Source organism: uncultured Devosia sp. (genome assembly GCF_964244875.1).
GTDB lineage: Bacteria > Pseudomonadota > Alphaproteobacteria > Rhizobiales > Devosiaceae > Devosia.
In genome coordinates, this window is record NZ_CAXTKA010000011.1 from 97,809 (window position 1) to 116,578 (window position 18,770).

An 18,770-nucleotide genomic window follows, 5' to 3' on the forward strand; every position below is an offset into this window, starting at 1 on the left:
CGGCACAGTTCGGTGCCGCAGGTGTTCCACAGGCTAGCGGCGGAGGAAAGGCCATTGCCAGTGTTTTTCATGGGTCATGGCCAGAAGCGCGATCCCGACGCCCGCCCCGATGGCGACGCCAAGCACCATGCCGACTGCCAGATTGCCCGTGGCAAGGCCAAGAATTAAGCCAAGACATAAACCGAACGAGATGCCAAGCGGAAGAAAGGCCATGGCGCGTCCTCCTCAGGGTAATACAATCTGCGGCAATCGAGCGCGTTCCGCCGGTCCGGTTGGCAGGGTTAACGATCGGTTAAGCCTTGGCAGGTGCAGAAGGGCTCAGAACGGGGAAGAGGCGCAGCCGGGGGACTGCGCCTCTGGGGTGGCGGTCTCTATTCTGGAGACGCGCCCGTGGCTGTTCCTTCTGGACCCTGCCGGGGAGCCCGGCCGCACCAATGGGGGATTGTGCGGCCGGGAAACTGGGGGCGAAACGCGCTGCGGCGAGTCAGTCGGCCGAGGCAGTAGCGTTTCTAGAACGGCAGGATGGCGTCCAGCACCTGCTGGCCATAGCGGGGCTGCTGCACATCGGTGATCTGGCCGCGCCCGCCATAGGCGATCCGGGCTTCGGCGATCTTGGATGAGGGAATAGTGTTGTTAGCCTGGATGTCGGATGGACGCACGATGCCGGCGACGATCAAGTCGCGCACCTCGAAGTTGACGCGCACTTCCTGGCGCCCCTCGATCACCAGGTTACCGTTGGGCAGGACCTGGGTGACCACGGCGGCGACGGAGGTCTGCAGGCTTTCCGAGCGATTGACCGAGCCGGTGCCGGCGTCCTTGATGCCCGAGGTGAAATCGACGGCGTCCGACGTGTCGATGGTGCCGCCGCTGGCGGTATCGATGGCGGAGCCGAGAATGCCACCCATGCCGGCCGTGTTGGTGGAGTTGCGGCTGCGCTGGGTGGCATTGTCGATCTGGGCATTGTCATCGATAGTGACGATGACGGTCAGGATGTCGCCGACACGGTGGGCCCGCTCATCCTTGAAAAAGCCCTTCGCGGAGGTACGGTAAAGCGAATTGGGCTGGTAGGTATCGGCGATCGCCTCGGGCATCGGCATGCGCACGGGCACGTAGCCGGCCACGGTGGTAGGGTCCTCGATGGCGGTCAGGCGCGGCGCGTTGCCCACATCGGCCAGGCGATCCATGGTGTTGCAGCCAGCCAGCGCGGCGGTCAGCGTCAGGATGGCGGTGATTTTGAGAAGGGTCATGAAAGTCTCCTGAAAGCTGGTTCAGAGGCCGGCAAGGGCGAGTGGATCGGCGCTGACTTCGACGGCGCCGGCGGCAAGTGCCTTGGCCGTGATGACGCGCTTGGACATGAGGTTGAGGACCTGGACCGGCGCGCCGGTGACGGCGCTGGTAATGGCCTGGCCCTTGACGGTCAGCGTCATCGGGCCCTGGCGGAAGTAGATGGTGACCAGATCGTTGCGGGCGATCAAGGCGGGGGTCGATACATCGGCGGGCTTGAGCAGCATGCCCTCGCGGCTCTGGCGGTTGAGCTGCATACCGATGAGCTGTTCGGGCGAGGCGACGCCGACCGTGTCGGCATATTTGACCGGTACCGGCGCCATGATCATGTCGGCGGCGGTCAGCACCGTTCCGGCCGGCAGGCTGGTGGCAAGGTGGGGGGCGTCGATGGTCAGATCGATGGTGCCCGCGAGGTCGAGGGGCGTGTCGATGCCGGCCAGTGCGAAGCGGGCGGTAAAAGCATTGCTGGCGGGCAGGTAGCGCAGGCTCAGCAGCGTGGCCGGCTGGTCGCTGACTTCGGCATCGATAGGCGCGAACGGGGTGGTAAATACGGTCTGAGCGGCCATACCGTGGGAGATGATGCCGCGTTCGGCCAGATCGCGGGTGATCAGGCTGGTGAGCACGGCTTCGTCGACGACGCTGGCGCGGCGCATGACGCTGACCGACTGCAAGCCGTCGGCGTCGAAGCTATCGAGCCCCGCCCGGTTGGCAGCGGCGGTGATCGCGGCCAGCGGCACGGCGCCGGTGGTGCCGGGATTGGGCGCACGGAATAGCGGTTGTTCGGCCAGCAGACCGGCATCCTCGAACATGTCGCCGACCGTGACGACCGAGGCGGTGACGATCACTTCGGACTTGAGCTGGGGCGCCGCCAGCGCGGTGCCGGCCAGCAAAGTGGCGGCAAGAGCGGTAAAGAGTGAACGCAGGATCATCTGGTGCTCCTATCAGCGCAGCTGGCTGGTCGATTGCATCATCTCGTCGGCGCCCGAGATGACGCGCGCGTTCATCTCGTAGGCGCGCTGCGCCGCGATGAGGTCGGCGATTTCGGTGACGGAGTTGACATTGGACATTTCGAGATACCCCTCCAGCAGGTCGCCATTGCCGTCGGTATTGGGCGTGCCCACCTGGGCGGGGCCGCTGGCGGCGGTCTCGCCAAACAGATTGTCGCCCAAGGATTCAAGGCCGGTCTTGTTGACGAAGCGTGCGAGCTGGAGCTGGCCCAACTGGGTCGGCGCGCCGTCGGTGCCTAGGACGGCCTCGACGGTGCCATCGGGAGCGATGGAGACCGATTTGGCGGTGGCCGGAATGGTGATGCCGGGCTGCACTTCATAGCCGCTGGAATTGACCAGCGTGCCCTGGTCGCTGCGCTCGAAGGAGCCGTCACGGGTATAGGCGGTGCGGCCATCGGGCAGGTTGATCATGAAGAAACCTTCCCCGCGGATGGCGACGTCGAGTTCCTTTTCGGTCGGGTTGACGCCGCCCTGGCTCATGATGCGGGGCGTTGCCACGGTGCGCACGCCCGAGCCGATCTCGACGCCGGCCGGCAGCATGGTGCCCTGGTCGGAAGTCTGCGAGCCGGAGCGGGTGATCTGCTGGTAAAGCAGGTCCTGGAATTCGGCGCGCTGGCGCTTGAAGCCGGTGGTGCGCATGTTGGCGATGTTGTTGGAGATAACTTCGACGTTGCGTTCCTGGGCACTCATGCCGGTCGATGCGATGTAAAGCGCTTTCATGGCGGTGTCCCTTAAGCGTTGGCGTCGCCGAGACGCTGGATGGCGGTGCGGCGCATCTCGTCCTGGCGTTGCGACATGGAGGCAGCCGATTCATAGGCGCGCTGCACCTTGATCATTTCAGCCATGGAAGACACGCCCGAAACGTTGGACTTTTCGATGAAGCCCTGCATGGCCTGGGTTGTGGTGGCCGGTTGCGGGGCGCCGCCGGAAAACAGGTTGCCGCCTTCGTGGACGATGGCCTGGGGATTGGCGAATTCAACGATGCGCAGCCGCCCCTTGGGCCCGGCGCTGCTGCTGATGGCGCCATCCTTGGAAATGGTGATGCCGTTTTCCTCGGGGCCGAACTGGATCGGGCCGCCTTCACCCAGCACCGGATTGCCGCCGAGGTCGACCAGCGTGCCGGCATTGTCGATCTGGAACGAGCCGGCGCGGGTCCAGCGATCGCCGCCAGCGGTCTGCACGGTGAAAAAGCCGTCGCCATTGAGCGCCACGTCGAGCTCGTTGCCGGTCTGCACGTTGGCGCCGGCCGACAGGTCGTGCATGGTCGCCCAGTCCTGCACATAGGACAGGGGCTGGTCGGACCCGATGAAATCGCGGTCGCGGGCGACGGGCATGACATATTGCTCGAACAGCATGTCCTCGGCCTTGAAGCCGGTGGTGTTGATGTTGGCCATGTTGTTGGCCACGACATCCATCTGCCGTTGCAGCGCGATCTGACGCGACAGGCCGATCAGTTGCGCATTTTCAATCATGCCAGGTCCCCGGAAGTCTTTGTTCGTCGTCGAGCCGTCCCGCTTCCCCAAGCCGGCAGGCTCGCTTTTTACCTTGCAGAAACCATGCCAAAGCCGAAAATTGAATTAAATCAAAGCGATCGCGCCGATGTGCCGTTAGCGGCGTTTGGCGCAAGCTGAACGGGCGGCAAAACCTGCCCGGCAATATCTGCCGCTCAGGGGGCGTTTGTAACCCTTCGTTAACCATCGCGCGCTTAGCTGATCGCTGGGACGGAATCGTCCGGACATCCCCTGTTGCCCGAGGTTTGGCATGGCCGCTGAAGCAGAAGTCGAAGACGGCGCGGTCGCCAAGAAGGGCAAGGGCAAGCTCATCATCATCGCCGCGGCCGCCATCGTCGTGGTGCTGGCGGGGGCAGGGCTTTACTTCTTTTTGTCGGCAAGCAAGCCGGCGGATGCCGCACACAGCGAAGCCCCGGCTGTGGCGCAAAGCTTCATCTTCAACCTGCCGCCGATGACCGTAAATCTCAACAACGAGTCCGATGGCGAAGCCTTCATGAAGCTGACCGTGGCGCTGGAAGTCGCCAACGAGGAGATGATGGCCGCCATCCAGCCGCGCATGGCCAAGGTGGTGGATGCGTTCCAGGTGTACTTGCGCGAACTGCGCAAGAGCGACCTGGAAGGCTCGGCCGGCATCTATCGGCTCAAGGAAGAACTGCTGCGCCGCGTCAACGTCGCGATCTATCCCTCGCAGATCGAAAGCATCCTGTTCAAAGAAATCCTGGTGCAGTAGTGGCCGGACCCAGCGATCAGGACAAGCTGAGCGAGGATTGGGGGCTCGATGATGCCCTGCCGGGCATCGAGCTGACCGAGGAAGCCAAGGCCGCCGAAGCCGCTGCCGAATGGGCGGCAATGATCGAGGGCGAGGCCGGGGCTGCCGCCGGCGATGGCGCCGACCGGGTGCTCAACCAGGACGAAATTGACAGCCTGCTGGGGTTCGATGCGAGCGCCGGCAGCAATGTCGAGCTGACCGGGGTGCAGGCGCTGATCAATTCGGCGCTCGTCTCCTATGAACGCCTGCCGATGCTAGAAATCGTGTTCGACCGGCTGGTGCGGCTGGCGACCACGTCCCTGCGCAATTTCACCTCCGACAATGTCGAAGTCACCATGGACTCGATCTCCTCGGTGCGGTTCGGCGATTATCTCAATTCCATCCCGCTGCCGGCCATCCTGTCGGTGATCAAGGCGGAGGAATGGGAGAATTATGGCCTGCTCACTGTGGATTCGGGCCTGATCTATTCCATGATCGACGTGCTGCTGGGCGGCAGGCGCATCGGGGGCAATATCCGCGTCGAGGGGCGACCATACACCACCATCGAAATGGCGCTGGCCCGCAAGATGATCGAGATCATCCTCGAGGACACCCACCGCGCCTTCGAGCCGGTGACGCAGGTGCATTTCAAGCTGGAGCGCATGGAGACCAATCCACGCTTCGCCGCTATTTCGCGACCCGCCAATGCGGCGATCCTGATCGAATTGCGCATCGAGATGGACGATCGCGGCGGCAAGATCGAGATCCTCTTGCCCTATGCCACGATCGAGCCGATCCGCGAGCAACTGCTGCAGATGTTCATGGGCGAGAAATTCGGCCGCGACCCGATCTGGGAAGGGCATCTGGCCACCGAAATCTATTCGGCGGATGTCGAGATCGAAGCGGTGTTGCACGAGCAGGACCTGCCGCTGTCGCGGGTGCTGGGGCTCAAGCCGGGCGATACCATCATGTTCGAGCGCTCGCCCAGCGATCCGGTGCGGCTGCGCTGCGGCGATGTCGATCTGACAGAGGCCATCATGGGCCATATCGGCAATCACGTCTCGGTGCGGGCGACGCGGTCGCTCAATCCGCCCAAGGTGACGATGGCGGCGTTCGAAGCGATCGACGAGAAAATGGAGGGACGATGATGTTTGGCTTGCCTTTGGGGTTTTTCGTCGAGTCGGCGGTCGCCATTCTGATGGCGCTGACAATCGGTTATTGCGTTGTTTTGAATGCACGCCTGAAGCGGCTGCATGCCGATCGCGACGTGCTGCGCCAGATGGTGGCGGATCTGGTGGGGGCCACCAACCTGGCCAATCAGGCGATCAAGGAGCTCAAGGCCACGGCTCTTGACGCCGACGTGGCGCTCAATGCCCGGCTGGAGCAGGCGGAGCGGTTCGGCATCGAACTGGCCAATCACGTCAGCGCCGGCACGGTGTTGATGGACCGCATCGCCAGGATCACCAGCGTGGCGCGGCATAGCCAGGCGATCGAGCCGATCGAAGAACCCAACAAGGTGCAATCGGCGCTGCAGCAATTGACGGCGCGTGCGCGTGCCCGGGGGAACGCCGCGTGAAATCGATCCGCCTGCTGCCCGTCGTCGTCCTCGCCATATCGGCCATGCTGGTGCTCAAGACCCTGGGTCTGGTCACCACTGGCAGCTATGTGCTGGGCGGCGTGGGGGTGGCGCAGGCGGAAGAAGCGGCGCCGGAAGGCGACGCGGCGACGGGTCTTTCGGAAGAGCCGACCATGGCCGATACCAGCCCGACGCTGGACGATGCGGCCCCAACGCTTGGCGCGACCGAGGGCGGCGATCATAGCGCAGCGCCGGCAGAAGGCGAACACGGTGCCGAGGCGCCCGAAGGCGATCACGCTGCCCCGGCCGTAACCGAAGGCGATCCCGCACTGTCGGACGCGGCACATGGCGAGGCTGCGCCCGAAGCCGGAGCCGATCATGGAGCGGAGGAGGCTGGTCTTGCCGCCGGGCTCGAACTGGCTTGCCCACCAAGCGGCACGCTGCCGGTCGCCGCGCCGGTGGAGGCCAACGCCGAGTCCCCGCAACCGGCCGAAGAGGGCGCCCATGATACCAGCCTTGCGGCAGCGCTGACCGAGCCCGATTGCGTGCCGTTGACCGATGCGGTGCCGACGCAGATCGGCGCCGATGGCCAGCCGGTGCCGCTGGTGGGAGAGGACGGCGAAACCGCGAGCGAACGTGCGCTGCTGGAACGGCTGTCGGAGCGACGCACCGAACTGGAGGCCTATGAGCAGGATCTGACGCTGCGCTCGGCAATCGTGGATGCGGCGGAAAAAAAGATGGCTGAGCGGCAGGCGACGCTGGAGGCCCTGGAGGCGCAGATTTCGGGGCTGGTCGACCAACGCACCGAGATGGAAAGCGGACAGTTCGCCACCATCGTGACGCTCTACGAAAACATGAAGCCCAAGGATGCCGCCATCATCTTCAACTCGCTGGACATGGAGGTGCTGCTGCGCGTCGCCAAGTCGATGAATCCGCGCAAGATGTCCCCGATCCTGGCGGCTATGGACCCGGCTCGGGCGCAGGAACTGACGGTCCGCATGGCGGCACTGGCGGACCAGCCGGCCGAGCAGATGACACCGGCGGACGTCGCGGCTTTGCCGCAAATCGTCGGCCAATAGCGGGGTTAACCGTAAGGCGACGTTAAGCCCATTCCGTTAGGGTCGGCAGCAGTAAAGTTGTAACCCGCGTTTTTGGGACCCCGAAGTGTCGCGCTTCGCCTTCAAACGCAGCATTGCGTCGGGCGGCTTGCCGGTGGGGACTGCATTCAAGGCGATTTGGCTGAGGACGGCGCGCGCCCTGTTGCTGGCCGCTGTGCTGGCATTGTTCGGCGTGATGGCGCCCGGCATTGCCCATGCCGCCGACCAGGGACAGCTGTTTGCCACCCAGGAAGCGGGCTATGCCCGGCTGATCCTGAGTTTTCCTGGACGCGACAGCCTGCCGGCCTATTCCATCAAGGTGGACAATGGCGTGCTGTCGATCGAATTTCCCCAGGCCGTGGATGTCCTGCTGCCCGATCTCGGGGTGACCTTGCCCGATTACGTTTCGATCGCCCGCATTGATCCGGATGGCAAGGGGCTGCGCATGGCGCTGCGGTCGGGGTTCAATTTCAATCGCATCGAGGCCGGCGAAAAGCTGTTCATTGACCTGTTGCCGACGACTTGGCAGGGCATGCCGCCGGCGTTGCCACAGGACATCATCGACCAATTGGCGGAACGCGCCCGTCTTGCCGCGATCAAGGCGGAGCAGGATCGCAAGGCGGCCGATGTCATTGCGCTCAAGCCCGCCGCCAGCGTCCGGATCGGGCGCAATCCGACCTTCATGCGGGTGCAGTTCGACTGGACCGTCGACACCAAGGCGGATTTTGCGCAGGACGAACAAACCGGTATCGTCAGCTTCGAATGGCCGGTCGATGTCGACATGGGCGCGCTGACCACGGATCTGCCGCCCGAAGTCGTTGCCGTTACCAGCACGAAAACGCCCGATGGGGCACGCATCTCGCTGACGCTGGGCGAGGGGGTCAAGCCGCGGTTCTACGCCAATTCATCGCGGCAGTTCCTGCTCGATATCGATTTGGCGGGGGCCAGCCTGCCCGACCTGACGACGCCCGAACTGGCGGCCAAGGCCGCCGAGACCGAGGCGCCCAAAGAGCATGAGGCCGAAACGCATCCGGGCGAGGATGTCAGTCCCTTGGCGCCACAACCGCCACAAAGCATCGCGCCGTTCGTCAGCGTGCTGGGATCGACGGTGCGCGTGGTGTTTCCATTCGAGCAGGACACGCCGGCGGCGGTGTTTCGGCGCGGCGATACGGTATGGATGGTGTTCGATACCGTGTCGGGGATCGTCGCCCCGGCCAAGAGCGATGCGCTCGATGCCCTGGCCAGCGATTTCGAGGTCGTACCGTCCGGCGATACGCAAGTGGTGCGGATCGATCTGTCGCAGGAGCGGCTGGCGACGCTGGGCTCGGAGGGAATGGCCTGGGTGCTGTCGCTGGGGGATATCATGCTGACGCCGACCGAGCCGATTGCGCTGACGCGGCGACGCGACATCGAGGGCGTGTTCCAGATGACCGCCGACGTGGCGCGGCCGGCGCGGGTGCACGAGTTCCGTGATCCCAATGCGGGCGACGTCCTGGAGGTCGTGACGGCCTATCCGCCGGCGCGCGGGCTGACGCGCACGCTGGACTATGTCGATTTTTCCGCGCTGCGCAGCGTGCATGGCCTTGTGGTCAAGCCCGAGCATGACGGGGTCGACGTGGCGATCGAGAATGACCTGGCGGTGATTTCGAGCGCGGGCGGGCTGACGGTGTCCTCGCTCGACCAGCCGCGCAGTCTGGGCAATGGGGTGGCGGCGACCGCGCGGACCGGCTTTATCGATCTGAGCCGCCTTGAGGAGCCCGATCCTGGCGTTTTTGTTACGACGCGCGAGCAGTTGCTCGCCGACGCATCGCGCACCGAGGGCAAGGAGCGCGACAATGCAAGGCTTGAGCTGGCCGAGTATTATCTGGCGAACCAGTTTGCCTATGAGGCGATCGGGGTCTTGCATATCGCCGAAAATGAACTGGAAACCGAGCAGCTGACGCCAAAGCTTCGCCTGTCGCTGGCGATCGCCGATACCATGGCGGACCGGACGGCGGATGCCCTGGCTATTCTCAATGCGGCTCCTTTTGCCGAGGATGTCGATGCCCAGGTGTGGCGGACCATTGCACGCGCCGACAGTTATGATTTCAACGGCGCGCGCCTGGATGCGCTGCAGGCACAGGCGGTGATCGACAGCTATCCGGTGTGGGTGCGCAATCGTTTCCGCTTCTCGGCGGTGCGCGCAGCCATCGAGACGGGCGATCAAACCCTGGCCGAGCGGGTGCTGGGGGAGATCGATTTTGCGACTCTGGAACTGAGCGATACCAGCCTTTATCACCTGCTTTCGGGCCGGATCGATGAGGCTGCCGGGCGGACCGGCGAGGCGATCGACACCTATGGTCAGGTGATTGCCGCCGATATCCGGCCGACGCGGGCGGAAGCGATTTTCCGGACCTTGGCGCTGCTCGACAAACAGGGCAATCTCAATCTGGACAAGGCGACGGATACCCTGTCGGCCGAGGCGCTGCTCTGGCGCGGCAATCCGCTGGAAGCGGATATGCAGAAAATGCTGGCGACGTTCTACTTCCGCAAGGGTGACTATCGGGCGGGGTTCGAAACGGTCAAGCAGGCGGTCGCCAGTTATCCCGAGAACCCGCTCATCAATGCCCTGCGTGACGATGCGCAGCAGGTGTTCAGCGACCTTTATCTCGATGGGCTGGCCGACTCCATGGGTCCGGTGGATGCACTGGGCTTATACTATGATTTCCGGCAGTTGACGCCGCCGGGCGCCAAGGGCGACGAAATGATCCGCAACCTGGCGCGGCGGCTGGTGCGGGTCGATCTGTTGTCGCAGGCGGCCGAATTGCTCGACTACCAGTTGCAGAACCGGCTGCGCGGCGTGGCGCGGACGCAGATTGCCGCCGACCTGGCCGTTATCTACCTCGCCGACCGCCGGCCGCAGGAGGCGCTGCGGGTTCTCAATGCCACGCGCCTGTCGGGCATTCCGGACTCGCTGGCCCGGCAGCGGCGCATCCTGGAAGCGCGGGCGCTGATCGATGGCGGACGCGACGAGTTGGCGCTGGACGTGCTCAATGGCGTCAGCGGCCAGGATGCGGACTTGTTGCGGATCGATGCGCAATGGAAGGCCAAGCGCTATTCCGTCGCGGGCGAACTGATCGAGGCGATGGTGGGCGCGCAAAGCCCGACCGGCGCGCTGGGCCAGACGACGCGCATGAACATCATCAAGGCAGCGGTGGGATTCGTGTTGAGCGGCGATGAATTCGGCTCGTCGCGGCTGCGCTCCAAATTCGCGGACCGCATGGTGACGACGCCGGAATGGCCGGTGTTCGACTATGTGACCAGCACGATTTCAACGGGCAGCCTGGAATTCAAGAAGGTGGCCAGCGACGTATCGGCGCTGGACAGCCTGAATGCGTTTTTAGACTCCTACCGGCAAATCTATAGCGGGGACGGTGCCTTGGCGCCGGCCGTCGCCAGCAAGCCCGACGCCGACGTCGCCAGCGCGGGATAGGATGGTTGCGGCGCCGCTTTACCCAGCCCCGGTGGTGCCGCTGACGAAGCTACGCACCAGGGACCCGGCGACCAGATACCAGCCGTCCACCAGCACAAAGAAAATCAGCTTGAACGGCAGGGAAATAACGATCGGGGGCAGCATCATCATGCCCATGGACATCAATACCGATGCCACAACCATGTCGATGACGACGAAGGGCAGGAACAGGAGGAAGCCGATCTCGAAGGCGCGGCGCAGCTCCGAAATCATGAAGGCGGGGATCAGCAGTTGCAGCTGAATGGCTTCGGGCGTTTCGGGCGGCTCGGCTCCGGTCAGGTCGAAAAACAGCATCAAATCCTTTTCACGCACATTGGCGCGCATGAATTCGTGCAAGGGGGCGGCGCCAAGCTCGAATGCCTCGGCGGCTTCGATCTGCCCGGCCATCAGCGGGGCGATGCCCTGGTCATAAGTTTGCTGCAGGGTCGGGCCCATGACGAACAGCGTCAGGAACAAAGCCAGCGACACCATCACCGAGTTGGGCGGCGCGGTTTGCAGGCCGATGGCCGTGCGCAGCAGCGACAGCACCACGACGATGCGGGTAAAGCTGGTCACCATGATCAGGATGGAGGGCGCCAGCGACAGCAGGGTAATCAGCCCGATGAGCTGGATTGCCCGCTCGGTCAGGGTGGTTTCGTCGCCGAAGTCGATCGACAGTTCCTGCCCGAAGGCAAGGCTGGGGGCAAAGGCCAGCGCCAGCATCGTGGCGAGCCCAAGCCAAGGCAGATAGCGCCGGCTAGAAACCGTCGGCCTTGCGCTCTTCGCGCCGGATAATGGCGTCGTGTTCGTCAAGTTCTGTGGTTCCAGCCTGGGGATGCCCTTCGACCTCTTTAGCTGAGTCGTGGTCCAGCTGATCTGAATTCTGAGGGCGCTGCACCGGGGCTTCGACAACCGGCACCTGGCGCATCAGCCCGGTATGGCGCAGCGATTTCGGCCCGGGCACTGCGGCCGGCCGCCCGAAATCGCGCAAGCGTTCAATAGCGGTCGCCGGGGAGGGCGGCGCCTCGGGCACCGGAACCGGCGCGGCGACCGGTGCCGGACGGGCCGGAACCGGCCGGCGAGGCACGACGGGAAGAGGCCGGCGCCCGGTCTGGGTCACTGGCGGCTCCTGGATCGGAATGCCGGTTTCGACCACCACATCCTGCGGACCGCCCGTCAGGATCAAATGTTCGACATTGTCACGGCGGATGATCAGCAATTGTCGCCTGGGATCGAGCGCCAGGGTGTCGATGACCGACAACCGCCGGTCGCGCCCGCGGGCAATGCTTCCCGATGCGTTGAACACCAGCTTGAGCAGCCAGACTGCAAGCACGATCAGGACAAGGACGACGCCGAGCGCGAACAGCGCGGTCACGAGGGAACCGCCTTCGCCGCCAAAGAGGCTGGAAATGAACTGCACTGCTTAAAACTCCGAGACTCGCCGACCAAAACCGGCAGCTTTTGCCGATTAGACTCACCAAATATGCAAATTGCGAGGCCGCTACCACTAACAGCCGTCAAAGTTAACACTTGGTTAACCATAGGGCGGCAAGAATTGCCCATTGCTAGAGTCTAGCGGGAGTGTGGCCGATGGGCCTTCTGGACATGCCGGTGTTTACCGCGCTGACGGACAAGATGCGCTGGCACCAGACGCGTCAAGGGCTGTTGGCGGAAAATGTGGCAAATGCGGAAACGCCGGGTTACCGGGGCCGCGACCTCAAGCAATTCGATTTTGCCGACCAGCTCGGCGCCTTCTCATCGGCCAGCGTCACCACCACGGCGACGCAGCCAATGCATTTTTCTGCCTCGAGCGAAGGCGATAGCAGCTTTGGCGCCCAAGCGATGGCCAATTTCGAGATCACGCCCGAGGGCAATGGCGTGTCGCTCGAAGACGAGATGATGAAGGTGACGACGAACCTGATGGATTATCAAGCCGCCACCAGCATTTACCAGAAATCGATCAAGATCCTGCGCACCGCAATGGGCCGGCAGGCCTAGGAGTAGATCATGGTTGATTTCAACGCTTCGATGCGGATCGCCGCCACCGGGCTACATGCCCAGACGGCGCGCATGCGGGTGATCGCCGAAAACCTGGCCAATGCGGATTCTGCCGGCAAGACGCCAGGCGAGGAACCCTATCGCCGCCGCGTGCCGACGTTCGAGACCAAGTTCGATCCGGACGTGGGTGGCAAGGTCGTGGAGGTCGGCCGGCTGGGTTACGACATGAGCCCGTTCCAAAGCCGTTATGAACCCGGTCATCCGGCAGCCGATGCCAAGGGCTATGTGCAATATCCCAACGTCAATTCGCTGATCGAAACCATGGACATGCGCGAAGCGCAGCGGACCTATGAAGCCAATTTGAACGTCGTGACCGTCACCCGGCAAATGCTGGGCCGGACACTCGATATCCTGCGCGGTTGAAGGAGTTAGACTATGGCCATTCCCCTTAATGCCGCCACCGCCGCCTACGGCAACGCTTCGCGGCTGATCTCGCAGGCCGCCAAGCCGGGCACCGACCTGTTGGCCCAGCAGAGCGGGCAGGGCCAGGATTTCGGCAAGCTTCTGGCCCAAAGCATGCAAGGTGTGGTCGACGCCGGCAAAACCTCCGATGCCATGGCGATGGACATGGTCAACGGCAAGGCCGACGTAGTGGACATGGTCACGGCCCTCTCCAAGACTGAGATCGCTATTGAAAGCATGGTGACCGTGCGTGACCGGGTGATTTCGGCCTATGAGGAAATCATGCGGATGCCGATCTGATATATTCCGCACGGCGCGGCTTAAGCTACACAAGAGCCAGCGAGCGATTCGCCCGCCCAGGGAACGACAATGACCGGCGCCGAAGTTCTCGATATCGCGACCGACGGCATCTGGACGCTGATCATCGTGTCGGCGCCGATGATGGTGGTGGGCCTGCTGGTAGGCGTCGTCATCTCGCTGTTCCAGGCGCTGACGCAGATCCAGGAGCAGACCCTGGTCTTCGTGCCCAAGATTATCGCCATCTTCGTGACCATGCTGATCACGCTGCCGTTTCTCGGCGCCACCATGGGTGGTTATATGAGCCGGGTGATGGACATGATCATCGTGGGCGGGTGACGGCTTGACCATCGGGCTCGACTGGCTGCCGCAGACCGCGTTTGTCTATATCCTGCTGTTTTCGCGTATCGGCGCCATTCTGATGCTGATGCCCGCCCTGGGCGAGCAGATGATCCCGGCCAGGATGCGGCTGAGTTTCGCACTGGCGTTCACGCTGGTGCTTTACCCGCTGCTGGCGAACGTGGTTCCGGCGCTGCCGGATGATCCGATGGCGATTTTCGCGCTGATATTCCATGAACTGGCGATCGGGCTGATGCTGGGCGCCATTGCGCGGATCACGGTAATGGCGACGCAGGTGGCGGGGGCGATCATCGCTTTCCAGTCCGGCCTCAGCGTGGCGCAGACGGCGGACCCGACGCAGGGCGGCATCCAGGGCGCGGTGTTCGGCAGTTTCCTGTCTTTCGTCGGGGTGGCGCTGATATTTGCCACCGACCTGCATCACGTGGCGCTGGCGGCCACCTATGACAGCTACATGGTGTTCACCGTGCAGACGCCGCTGATGTTCGACGACGCCGCGCAAATGGCGATCAGGACGGTGGCGCATGCCTTCGTCATCGGCATCCAGATGTCGGCGCCGTTTATCGTGTTCGGGTTGGTGTTCAACCTCGGCGCGGGCGTTCTGGCGCGGCTGATGCCGCAGATGCAGGTGTTTTTCGTGCTGATGCCGGCCAATATCATCGGCGGGCTCATTTTGTTTGCGCTGCTGCTGACCATGATGATGGGTTGGTACATTTCGGCGTTCGAAGAGCACCTGGCGATGTGGCGAGGGGCCTCGTAATGTCCGACGAAGCCCCCGAACAATCCAGCAAAAGCGAGGACCCGTCCCAGAAAAAGCTGGAGGACGCCCATAAAAAGGGCGACGTGGCCAAGAGCCAGGAGGTAACGACCTGGTTCATGCTGCTGGGCTCGGCCGTGGTGTTCGCCATGATCGCTCCGTCGGCCAGCGCGAGCCTGATGGCGTCGCTCAAGGTCCTGTTGACCAATGCCGATCAGTTCGAGCTTGGCGGCGCCGCCTTCGGGAGTTTCTTCAATGGGCTGGCGCTGTCGCTGCTCGGCATCATCTTGCTGCCGCTCGGCATTTTGTCGGCCTGCGCGGTTGCCTCCAATCTGGTGCAGCATCGGCCCTTGCTGTCGGCCGATCCGATTACGCCGAAATTTTCCAAGGTTTCGCCGGTCGCTGGATTCAAGCGGCTGTTTTCGGTCGAGGCACTGGTCAATTTCGGCAAGGGCCTGGCCAAGATCGGCATTGTCGGGACGGCGATGTATTTCACCATCTGGCCCGAACGCGACCGTCTCGACACCATGATGACGACCGATCCGCTGGTCATCCTGATGGATTTCCAGGAGATTGGAGTCAAGATCTTCACCTCGGTGCTAGCGGTGGTGACGATCATCGCCCTGGCCGATTTCATCTACCAGCGCCAGAAATGGTGGAAGCGGCAGATGATGACGGTCCAGGAAACGCGCGAGGAATACAAGCAGATGGAGGGCGACCCCAAGGTGAAGGGGCGCATCCGCCAGTTGCGGCAGGAGCGGGCGCGCTCGCGCATGATGGCGGCGGTGCCCAATGCAACCGTGGTCATCACCAACCCGACCCACTTTGCGGTGGCGCTGAAGTACGACAAGGCCATGCGGGCCCCTGTTTGCGTCGCCAAGGGCGCCGATGCGGTGGCCCTGCGCATCCGGTCGGTCGCGACCGAAAACGACGTGCCGATCGTGGAAAATCCGCCGCTGGCCCGGGCCTTGTTTGCCAGCGTCGAGGTCAATGACGTGATCCCGGGAGATCACTTCAAGGCGGTGGCCGAAGTCATCGGCTTCGTGATGCGCCTCAAGGGGCGGAGCGGCTGGCGCGCCGGCGCGTAGAAGTGTCGTTATGGCGCCACAGAGCGGACGCACAATGGAGAAAATGCGCATGTCCCTCCCACGGGGCACGGGTCATTTGGTAGAGCTAGACACGGCCTCTGATTCGGCCGTTCGACCTTGTCCTTCGGAGCGCGACCAGCCATGACATCGACGCCGCTCGGCGAGGGCAATTATCCGGAACCGATCATCACTTCCGCGCGCAGCAATGCCGGCGTTTGGCGCGTGGCCGCCCTGGGTCTGGCGCTCGTGGTGGTGGCGGTGGTGTTCTCGGTGTTCGGTGACCGGATTCCGGGCGACTGGGTCATTACCTTTGTCGGCCTGCTCGCCGTGGTCGGGGTCTTCTGCCTGTTCGGGCTGGCTGCCGGGCTGTTCCGGTTCGGCGGCACCGAGGAGCGCAGGACAGTGTCCCGCGCGGTGGTCGACAGCCTGCCCTATGGCGCGATGGTGGCCGATCGGGACGGCAAGATTTCCTATGTCAACGGGCACTACGGCACTTTTGCCGGCGGCATGAGCAATGGCGTGCCGGTGGGCGTGCCGCGGCTGTTCGCGGGGCAATCGGAAGCAAGCGAAGCGATCTATCGCCTGTCGCGAGCGGCCAAGGATGGGCGGGCCGCGGTCGAGGATATCCGGCTGGTCGGCGGGCTGGGCGGATCGGCCGCGGAAAGCGCGCGGGCATTCTGGTATCGCGTGGCCGTGCGGCCACTGCCGGAAACCGACGAGGTCAAGAAACCGCTCAGCATCTGGACCGTCGAGGACATCACCCGCGATCGCGACAACAACGAAAGCGCGTTCCGCGACCTGCAGCGGGCCATCGATTACCTGGATCATTCTCCGGCGGGTTTTTTCTCGGCCGATGCCCGCGGCGCGATCCAGTATCTCAATTCGACACTGACCGACTGGCTTGGCTACGATCTGGCCGAGTTCAATTCGGGGCATCTGAGCCTGGGCGATATCGTGCGCGGCGATGGCGCCAGCCTGCTGATGCGCGGGCGCGGCGATGGGGAAATCCGCACCGAGATCATCGATATCGACCTGGTGCGCCGCAATGGCACCAGTTTTCCCGTCCGGATGCTGCATCGGGCAGCGCGCATGGCCGATGGCGAATTGGGCGAGACGCGCACGCTGGTGCTCGACCGGTCCAGCGCGCCGGACATCGAGGAAGAATTGCGGGCGGCCGAAGTGCGGTTCTCGCGCTTTTTCAACGATACGCCGTTTGCCATTGCGACGCTTGATGTCGAGGGCCGCATCGTTCGCACCAATGCGCCGTTCGGGCGCATCTTCAAATGGTCGGGTGAGGAAAAAAGCCTGGAACTGCAGCCGCTGACCGATTTGATCGGGGAGGGTAGCCGAGAGAAGTTTGCCCGGGCGATCAAGGATGCGGCGGCACATCAGTCCGAGATCGAGCCGGTCGATGCGCTGCTCAACGCCGAGGGCGATCACGCCGTCCGGCTTTATGTATCCGGCTCGGAGATGAGCGCGGGCTCGCCCGAGCAGGTCAATGTCTATGCGCTGGACATGACCGACCAGCGCAAGCTGGAAGCCCAATTCGCCCAAAGCCAGAAAATGCAGGCAGTAGGGCAGTTGGCTGGCGGCGTCGCGCACGATTTCAACAATCTCTTGACTGCCATCATCGGCTTTTCCGATCTGCTGCTGCTCAAGCACAAGCCGGGCGATCCCTCGTTCAGCGAATTGATGCAGATCAAGCAGAATGCCAACCGGGCGGCGGGCCTGACCCGGCAGTTGCTGGCATTCTCGCGCCAGCAGACGTTACGGCCGCAAGTGCTCGAACTGCCGCTGATCGTGGATGATCTGACCGTGCTGCTCAAGCGCATGATCGGGGAGAAAAACACGCTGCAGGTCGAACATGGCCGCAATATCTGGCCGGTGCGCGCCGATCTGGTGCAGTTGGAACAGGTAATCATCAATCTGGTGGTCAATGCGCGCGATGCCATGCCTGGTGGCGGCACGATCACGCTGCGGACCGGTAACGTGACCAGACAGGAGGCCGAACGGCTGACCTTCAAGGGTATGGTGGCGGCCGACTATGTGCTGATCGAAGTGCAGGATACCGGCACGGGCATGAGCCCGGACATCATCGAAAAAATCTTCGAGCCGTTCTTTACCACCAAGGAATTGGGCAAGGGGACCGGACTGGGTCTGTCGACGGTTTATGGCATCGTCAAGCAGACCGAGGGCTTCATCTATCCGGTCTCCGTGGTCGGCGTAGGCACGACGTTCAAGATCTACCTGCCGCCCCATGATCAGGTCGAAGCCGAAAAGGTCATCGTGGCGGCCCCGGTGCGCGATCTGACCGGGCATGAGCGTATCCTGATCGTGGAAGACGAAGAGAGCGTGCGGGCGTTTTCCGCGCGGGCGCTGCGCACTACGGGCTATGAGGTGTTCGAGGCCGATGGCGGCGAAGAGGCGCTGGAAGTGCTCGAGGATCTCGATTTCAAGGTCGACCTGATGATCTCGGATGTCGTGATGCCGGAAATGGACGGTCCGACGCTGCTCAAGCATGTGCGCAAGACGATGCCGAACCTCAAGGTGATCTTTGTGTCCGGCTATGCCGAGGAAAGCGTGCGCCGCGATATCGAGGATGATCAGAGCGTTGAATTTTTGCCCAAGCCCTATTCGCTCGACCAGATCAATACCAAGGTCAAGGAAGTGCTGCAAAAGATCGACAAGGACGCCGACGCGTGAATATAGCCGGGCGTATCGAAGGACCGGCGGAGTTCAACGTGCTTGGGGAGCCATTGGAGCCGTGTTCGACCGATCCGCTGACCGGTTTTTTCCGAACCGGCTATTGCGCGGCCGGGCCGGACAGTGCTGCTCGCCACCTGGTGTGCATTGAGGCGAGCGACGACTTTCTGGGCTATTCGGCATCGGTCGGTAATGACCTGAGCTCGGCGCGACCGGAGTTCTCGTTTCCAGGCCTTCGCGCGGGCGACCGCTGGTGCCTCGTGGCGGAACGCTGGGCACAGGCCTTTGCGGCCGGCAAGGCGCCGCGCGTGGTATTGCGATCGACCAATCGGGCGGTGCTCGAGCTTATCGCGCTCAAGGATCTCAAGGCCCATGCGCTGGACTTGAATTGATCC

The 18,770-nt window shown here is 63.3% G+C and carries 20 protein-coding genes; 13 read left to right on the forward strand and 7 right to left on the reverse strand.

Going from position 1 to position 18,770, the window contains the following annotated elements; all coding sequences use genetic code 11:
• Positions 1 to 33: 33 nt before the first annotated feature.
• From ACFE8X_RS13380 to flgF, 5 genes are all read right to left on the reverse strand, one after another.
• A complete protein-coding gene (locus ACFE8X_RS13380; protein ID WP_375451979.1) occupies positions 34 to 213 on the reverse strand; it encodes a hypothetical protein in 180 nt (59 codons plus the stop codon).
• A 296-nt stretch (positions 214 to 509) separates the two neighbouring features.
• The gene (flgH, locus tag ACFE8X_RS13385; protein ID WP_375451980.1) at positions 510 to 1,247 is read right to left on the reverse strand and encodes a flagellar basal body L-ring protein FlgH; all 738 of its coding nucleotides are present in this window, start codon (positions 1,245 to 1,247) and stop codon (positions 510 to 512) included.
• Between the two features lie 21 nt (positions 1,248 to 1,268).
• Positions 1,269 to 2,213: a flagellar basal body P-ring formation chaperone FlgA gene (flgA, locus tag ACFE8X_RS13390; protein WP_375451981.1), complete on the reverse strand. Its 945-nt coding sequence runs from the start codon at positions 2,211 to 2,213 to the stop codon at positions 1,269 to 1,271.
• Positions 2,214 to 2,225: 12 nt separating this feature from the next.
• Positions 2,226 to 3,011: a flagellar basal-body rod protein FlgG gene (gene flgG / locus ACFE8X_RS13395; protein ID WP_375451982.1), complete on the reverse strand. Its 786-nt coding sequence runs from the start codon at positions 3,009 to 3,011 to the stop codon at positions 2,226 to 2,228.
• A gap of 11 nt (positions 3,012 to 3,022) precedes the next feature.
• Positions 3,023 to 3,763 (reverse strand): flagellar basal-body rod protein FlgF, encoded by a 741-nt coding sequence (gene flgF, locus ACFE8X_RS13400; protein WP_375451983.1) that lies wholly within the window; start codon positions 3,761 to 3,763, stop codon positions 3,023 to 3,025.
• 289 nt (positions 3,764 to 4,052) lie between these two features.
• Here flgF and ACFE8X_RS13405 point away from each other — a divergent pair, with 289 nt between their 5' ends.
• The 5 genes from ACFE8X_RS13405 to ACFE8X_RS13425 all read left to right on the forward strand — a co-directional run bounded on the left by ACFE8X_RS13405 (position 4,053) and on the right by ACFE8X_RS13425 (position 10,695).
• Positions 4,053 to 4,532 carry a flagellar basal body-associated FliL family protein gene (locus tag ACFE8X_RS13405; RefSeq protein WP_375451984.1) on the forward strand — a complete coding sequence of 160 codons (480 nt, stop codon included), beginning with the start codon at positions 4,053 to 4,055 and terminating at the stop codon, positions 4,530 to 4,532.
• A complete protein-coding gene (gene fliM, locus ACFE8X_RS13410) occupies positions 4,532 to 5,698 on the forward strand; it encodes a flagellar motor switch protein FliM (protein WP_375451985.1) in 1,167 nt (388 codons plus the stop codon). The genes ACFE8X_RS13405 and fliM overlap by 1 nt, the downstream gene beginning before the upstream one ends.
• Entirely contained in the window at positions 5,695 to 6,126 is a 432-nt protein-coding gene (locus ACFE8X_RS13415) for a DUF6468 domain-containing protein (protein WP_375451986.1), read from the forward strand. The genes fliM and ACFE8X_RS13415 overlap by 4 nt, the downstream gene beginning before the upstream one ends.
• Positions 6,123 to 7,205, forward strand: coding sequence for a hypothetical protein (locus ACFE8X_RS13420; protein ID WP_375451987.1), 1,083 nt, complete (start codon positions 6,123 to 6,125; stop codon positions 7,203 to 7,205). Before ACFE8X_RS13415 ends, ACFE8X_RS13420 begins: the two co-directional genes overlap by 4 nt.
• Positions 7,206 to 7,290: 85 nt before the next feature.
• Positions 7,291 to 10,695, forward strand: a complete 3,405-nt coding sequence (locus tag ACFE8X_RS13425) for a hypothetical protein (protein WP_375451988.1) — start codon at positions 7,291 to 7,293, stop codon at positions 10,693 to 10,695.
• An 18-nt stretch (positions 10,696 to 10,713) separates the two neighbouring features.
• Here ACFE8X_RS13425 and fliP read toward each other — a convergent pair whose 3' ends face one another.
• Positions 10,714 to 11,436 carry a flagellar type III secretion system pore protein FliP gene (gene fliP, locus ACFE8X_RS13430; protein WP_375451989.1) on the reverse strand — a complete coding sequence of 241 codons (723 nt, stop codon included), beginning with the start codon at positions 11,434 to 11,436 and terminating at the stop codon, positions 10,714 to 10,716.
• Positions 11,437 to 11,470: 34 nt separating this feature from the next.
• Entirely contained in the window at positions 11,471 to 12,133 is a 663-nt protein-coding gene (locus ACFE8X_RS13435; protein WP_375451990.1) for a flagellar biosynthetic protein FliO, read from the reverse strand.
• A 170-nt stretch (positions 12,134 to 12,303) separates the two neighbouring features.
• Between ACFE8X_RS13435 and flgB the strand changes: the two genes are divergently transcribed.
• The 8 genes from flgB (at position 12,304) to ACFE8X_RS13475 (ending at position 18,767) form a co-directional block, all read left to right on the forward strand.
• Positions 12,304 to 12,711, forward strand: a complete 408-nt coding sequence (gene flgB / locus ACFE8X_RS13440; RefSeq protein ID WP_375451991.1) for a flagellar basal body rod protein FlgB — start codon at positions 12,304 to 12,306, stop codon at positions 12,709 to 12,711.
• A 9-nt stretch (positions 12,712 to 12,720) separates the two neighbouring features.
• Positions 12,721 to 13,134, forward strand: coding sequence for a flagellar basal body rod protein FlgC (flgC, locus tag ACFE8X_RS13445; protein WP_375451992.1), 414 nt, complete (start codon positions 12,721 to 12,723; stop codon positions 13,132 to 13,134).
• A 12-nt stretch (positions 13,135 to 13,146) separates the two neighbouring features.
• Positions 13,147 to 13,473, forward strand: coding sequence for a flagellar hook-basal body complex protein FliE (fliE, locus tag ACFE8X_RS13450; protein WP_375451993.1), 327 nt, complete (start codon positions 13,147 to 13,149; stop codon positions 13,471 to 13,473).
• Positions 13,474 to 13,542: 69 nt separating this feature from the next.
• Positions 13,543 to 13,809, forward strand: a complete 267-nt coding sequence (gene fliQ / locus ACFE8X_RS13455; protein ID WP_375451994.1) for a flagellar biosynthesis protein FliQ — start codon at positions 13,543 to 13,545, stop codon at positions 13,807 to 13,809.
• 4 nt (positions 13,810 to 13,813) lie between these two features.
• Complete coding sequence (fliR, locus tag ACFE8X_RS13460) at positions 13,814 to 14,587, forward strand: flagellar biosynthetic protein FliR (protein WP_375451995.1); 774 nt, start codon at positions 13,814 to 13,816, stop codon at positions 14,585 to 14,587.
• On the forward strand, positions 14,587 to 15,672 hold the full coding sequence (flhB, locus tag ACFE8X_RS13465) for a flagellar biosynthesis protein FlhB (protein WP_375451996.1): 1,086 nt from the start codon (positions 14,587 to 14,589) through the stop codon (positions 15,670 to 15,672). Before fliR ends, flhB begins: the two co-directional genes overlap by 1 nt.
• Positions 15,673 to 15,813: 141 nt before the next feature.
• A complete protein-coding gene (gene cckA, locus ACFE8X_RS13470) occupies positions 15,814 to 18,375 on the forward strand; it encodes a cell cycle histidine kinase CckA (RefSeq protein ID WP_375451997.1) in 2,562 nt (853 codons plus the stop codon).
• A complete protein-coding gene (locus ACFE8X_RS13475) occupies positions 18,372 to 18,767 on the forward strand; it encodes a DUF2237 family protein (RefSeq protein WP_375451998.1) in 396 nt (131 codons plus the stop codon). The genes cckA and ACFE8X_RS13475 overlap by 4 nt, the downstream gene beginning before the upstream one ends.
• Positions 18,768 to 18,770: the final 3 nt, after the last annotated feature.